Here is a 3,952-nt window from a genome sequence, read left to right as displayed (position 1 = left end):
ACAGCATGGTCCGTCCTTCTGGTGGCGGGGCGGGCGGGGGCGGGGTGCGCGTCAGGAGGCGAAGTCGAGGAAGGCGGCGCGCGCCTGCGACTCGGGGAGGCCGTTCGGAGGGCTCTTGAACAGCATCGGGGCGGGCCCGTGCACGGCCCCGGAGAGATTGCGGTCGGCGGCGGTCTTCGCGGCGCGGACGGCGTTGGCGATGACTCCGGCGGCGTTGGGGCTGTCCTCGACGGTGAGTTTGACGTCGATCTGCACCTCCGAGCCGAGGACGGACGTGGCCCGCACGTTGGCGAAGCACAGCTTCGTGTCGGCGAGGTGCCCGATGAAGCCGGTGGGTCCGGCCACGCCGCTGACGTCGGTCATGCCGGCGGCCCGCAGCGCGTTGGCCTTGGAGGTGAACTTGGTGGCGGAGCGGGTGGCGTCGGCCAGGTTCAGGAAGTCGGTGTTCCCGCCGACGTTGAGCTGGTAGGTGCTGTCCAGTTCCAGACCGCGGCCGAGGAGCAGCTCGATGAGCGCGGTGTGCAGCGTGGTGGCACCGACGTGGCTGCGCAGGTCGTCGCCCAGCAGGGGCACACCCGCGTCGGCGAAGCGGGCGCTGAGCCCCGCGTCACGGGCGACCACTTCCGGCGTGCAGTTGACCACGGCCGCTCCCGCCGTGAGGGCGGCCTCGGCGAACATGCGCACGGCCTGCGCGGCACCGGTGGGCAGGGTGATCACCAGGACGTCCACGTCGTGCTCGACCAGGGCCTTCGCGACACTCTCGGAGGTGGCGTCGCGCGCCTCCCCGGCCGGTGTGATCACCTCGCCCAGCGGCCCCGCGAGCCCGTCGAGCAGCGGCGCCGCGAGGACGGGCGCGTCGCGGTCGGCACCCAGGTCGGAGAAGCGGGTCGCCGAGATGGTGGGCGCCTCGAAGGCGGCGGCCAGGGGACGGCCGACCTTGTCGGCGTCGACGTCGAACGCCGCCACCACCCGCACGTCGGCGAGCCGGTATCCGCCGACGGTCCGGCACATCAGCCCCGGCAGCGACGCCTCGGGGTCCGCCTGCGCCTGGGCGACGAACTGGCTGAAGCTCCACGCGCAGTTGCCGGTACCGGCGAGCGCGACACGGATGGCCTTCATCTGGAGTGTTCCTTTCTGGCGAAGACCGGCCACCGGCCGGCCGGGACGTTCGCGCCGCACGCCCGCCGGGACGGGCCGCGCGGACGCGGACGGGACCCGGCGCCGGGGCCGGGAAGAGGGGTGGTTCAGGCGCGCCAGGGCCGGGGAGTGCGGCGGGCGGCGGTCTGGTGGGTCGAGGCCCAGCGGCGGATGGAGCGGAACAGCGTCCCGGTGGTGTCCTCGACCTGGTCGGTGACCGCGAAGGGCTCGGTCACCGAGAGATAGCCCTGGTAGGCGCGGAAGGCGGTGACCCGCAGCAACTGCGTGCGGTCCAGGTACTCCTCCGCGAAGGGCAGGTAGAAGCGGTTCCACTGCTCGGGCGTGACGTACGGCAGCCCCTCCAGGAGCGGCAGACCGTGCTCGGCCCGCCAGTCGTTGAGCGCCTCACGGACGGTGTCGAACGCCTCGGTGACCCGCTGCGCCCGGTCGCCGCGCCCCAGGACGGACAGCCGCACCCCGTCCGGGGGCCCGCCCGCCACCAACCGGGTGACGTGCGCGGCGACATCGTCGGTGCTGACGATGTCCAGCAGCGCCTTGTCCTCGGCGACAAGGGCGGGCACGGCGCCGCTGCACAGGGCGGCGGGCAGCCAGAAGAAGCCGCTGTAGCGGTCCAGGGCGCCGTCGACGCGGGCGCCCATGGCGATCGGGAACCGCACGATGTCCGCCCGGTCCCGCTCGGCGTGCAGCAGGCGTTCGGCGGCGGCCTTGGACCACTCGTAGGAGTTGCGGTAGGCGTCCGGCGAGGCGGCGTTGACGTCACCCTCCAGGCCGGTTGCGAACGAGGACGACAGATGGACGAGGTGGGTGCCCGCGTCGGTGAGGGAGAGCACGGCGCGCAGTGTGTCGACGTTGGCCCGCGCCGCCTCGTCGTCGGGCAGGTTCCAGCGGGTGTCGGCGGCGCAGTGCACGACGGCCCGCCACGGTCGGCGCAGCGTGTCGGGCGGCTCCTCCTGTCCGACGTGCCAGGCGTGCTGCCCGGGCCCGGGGCCGCCCTTGCGGCTGACGCCGTGGACAGGGTGTCCGGCGGCCTCCAGGGCGCGCCGGACGGCGCTGCCGACGGCTCCGGTGGCGCCGGTGACGAGGACGGGGGCGCCGGCGGTCATGGCGTGGCCGTGATGCGGCGCTCGATGGCGCGCAGCATGTGCTCGGAGTTCTCCCGAAGTGCCTTGCTGGCGACGGGGTTGAGCATGTCGGCCAGGAGCGGGATGCCGATCTCGAAGGTGACCGAGAAGGTCACCAGCGAGGTGCCGTCGCCGGTGTCGTCGACGCGCCAGTAGCCGGTGAACTCGTCGAGGTCCCCGGAGGTCTGGGAGAAGGACATCACCCGGGCCTCCTCGTCCAGTTCGTCCTCCTCCACCCATTCCAGGACGGAGCCCTTGAGCAGGACCGACCAGGCGCTGGTGCGCACACCGTCGGCGTCCTCGCCGAGGACGGTGACGGACTCGACGTTCTCCATGTAGGCGGCGTAGTCCTCCAGCCTGGTGACGGCCCGCCAGGCGTCGGCGACCGGGGCCTCGATGGGCAGTTGGACCTCGACGTGGGGCATTCCGTGCGTCTCCTTCGAAGAGTGCGGGGCTGGCGACGGGTGGCGGTGGGTCAGCCCGCCGGGTCGAAGGTGATGTCCCGGCCGGTGCAGTGGGCCCCCACCGCCTCGTCGCACGTGAGCAGGGAGGGCGGGTGGTGGTGGACGGCGAGGGAGTCCAGCAGAAGGTCCGCGGCGGGGTGGCCCCTGCCGTACAGGCGGCCGCCGAGCACGGGGGTGAGCGCGGCGAGGACGCGGTCCCGGGTCTCGCTGAGCGAGGCGCGCAGGCCCACCGCGCAGGCGAGGGCGGCGTGCCCGCTCACGGCTCCGTCGGTGAAGTCGGTGGCGAGTTGGCGGCAGGCGCCGCCGAGGGCGAGCAGTTCGCGGGTGGCGCGGCCGAGGAGCGCGGTGCGCGGTCCGTAGGTGCCCGCGCCGGTCATCTGCCGGGCGGCCTGGTCCAGGAGCGCGCTGAGCACTCCGTGGTACGTGGCGGTCAGCAGCACCGCGAACCACACCATGCCGGAGACGACGGTGTCGTCGATGACGTCGGCGGGGCCGCGGTGGAAGACGAGCCGGTCGTCGACGTCCACGTCGCGCAGTACGAGCCGGGCGGTGTCGGAGCCGGTCATGCCGAGCGAGGGCCATTCGCCCTCCACGGCCAGGCCCGGCGAGGTGCGCGGCACCAACGCGAGGATCGTCTCGTCGGTGCCGGTGACACGGGCCGTGAGGCAGACGAGGGTGGCGGTGGTGGCGAGCGAGCAGGGGTACTTCACGCCGGTCACCCGGTAGCCCTTGCCGAGCGGTACCGCCTCGGATCGGCTGCTCATGAAGTTGGGGCTGCCGCCCGGCTCGGCGAACGCGGAGGCCACCAGGGCGCCGGCCTCGGCGATGCCTTCCAGCAGCATCCAGCTGGTGTCGCGGTGGCGCTGCCAGTAGTCGGCCATCAGCCCGACGGTGAAGGCGTGCATGTTGAGCGCGACGGCCGCCGACGGATCGCTCCGGCCGAGGGCGCGCTGGGCGGCGGCCACCTCGGCGAGCCCGGCCCCGGCCCCGCCGAACTCGCTGGGGATCGGCAGGGCGGCGTAGCCCTCGGCGGCGAGGGCCCTGATGCGTTCGGGGCCGGCGGCGCCCTCGCGGGGCGGACTGGGATGCAGGGGGGTGCGCCAGCCCGCGTCGAGCAGCGCGCGGTGCGCGGGAGGGCTGTCGGCCGGGGGCACGCTCATGCGACGGCTCCGTCGGCTGCGGGCCGGAGGGGGGCGGGGACGTACACGG

General features: G+C 74.0%; 4 protein-coding genes. All 4 read right to left on the bottom strand.

All coding sequences use genetic code 11. From position 1 onward, the window contains the following. Positions 1-51: 51 nt before the first annotated feature. Positions 52-1,119 carry a hypothetical protein gene (locus AOK15_RS38460; protein WP_055523521.1) on the bottom strand — a complete coding sequence of 356 codons (1,068 nt, stop codon included), beginning with the start codon at positions 1,117-1,119 and terminating at the stop codon, positions 52-54. Positions 1,120-1,244: 125 nt separating this feature from the next. Further along, positions 1,245-2,261, bottom strand: coding sequence for an SDR family oxidoreductase (locus AOK15_RS38455; protein WP_055523519.1), 1,017 nt, complete (start codon positions 2,259-2,261; stop codon positions 1,245-1,247). Beyond that, entirely contained in the window at positions 2,258-2,704 is a 447-nt protein-coding gene (locus AOK15_RS38450) for a type II toxin-antitoxin system RatA family toxin (RefSeq protein WP_055523516.1), read from the bottom strand. Before AOK15_RS38450 ends, AOK15_RS38455 begins: the two co-directional genes overlap by 4 nt. 50 nt (positions 2,705-2,754) lie before the next feature. Then, entirely contained in the window at positions 2,755-3,903 is a 1,149-nt protein-coding gene (locus AOK15_RS38445) for an acyl-CoA dehydrogenase family protein (RefSeq protein ID WP_055523514.1), read from the bottom strand. Positions 3,904-3,952 lie beyond the last annotated feature (49 nt).

It is taken from the genome of Streptomyces ossamyceticus (assembly GCF_001418475.1).
Classification (GTDB): Bacteria; Actinomycetota; Actinomycetes; order Streptomycetales; family Streptomycetaceae; genus Streptomyces; species Streptomyces ossamyceticus.
This window is presented reverse-complemented; position numbering and strand designations above follow the sequence as displayed.

What these genes read in the sequence shown, in the direction of transcription:
- AOK15_RS38445 (WP_055523514.1), bottom strand. Translation starts at nt 3,903, where the DNA reads ATGAGCGTGCCCCCGGCCGACAGCCCTCCCGCGCACCGCGCGCTGCTC.
- AOK15_RS38455 (WP_055523519.1), bottom strand. Translation starts at nt 2,261, where the DNA reads ATGACCGCCGGCGCCCCCGTCCTCGTCACCGGCGCCACCGGAGCCGTC.
- AOK15_RS38450 (WP_055523516.1), bottom strand. Translation starts at nt 2,704, where the DNA reads ATGCCCCACGTCGAGGTCCAACTGCCCATCGAGGCCCCGGTCGCCGAC.
- AOK15_RS38460 (WP_055523521.1), bottom strand. Translation starts at nt 1,119, where the DNA reads ATGAAGGCCATCCGTGTCGCGCTCGCCGGTACCGGCAACTGCGCGTGG.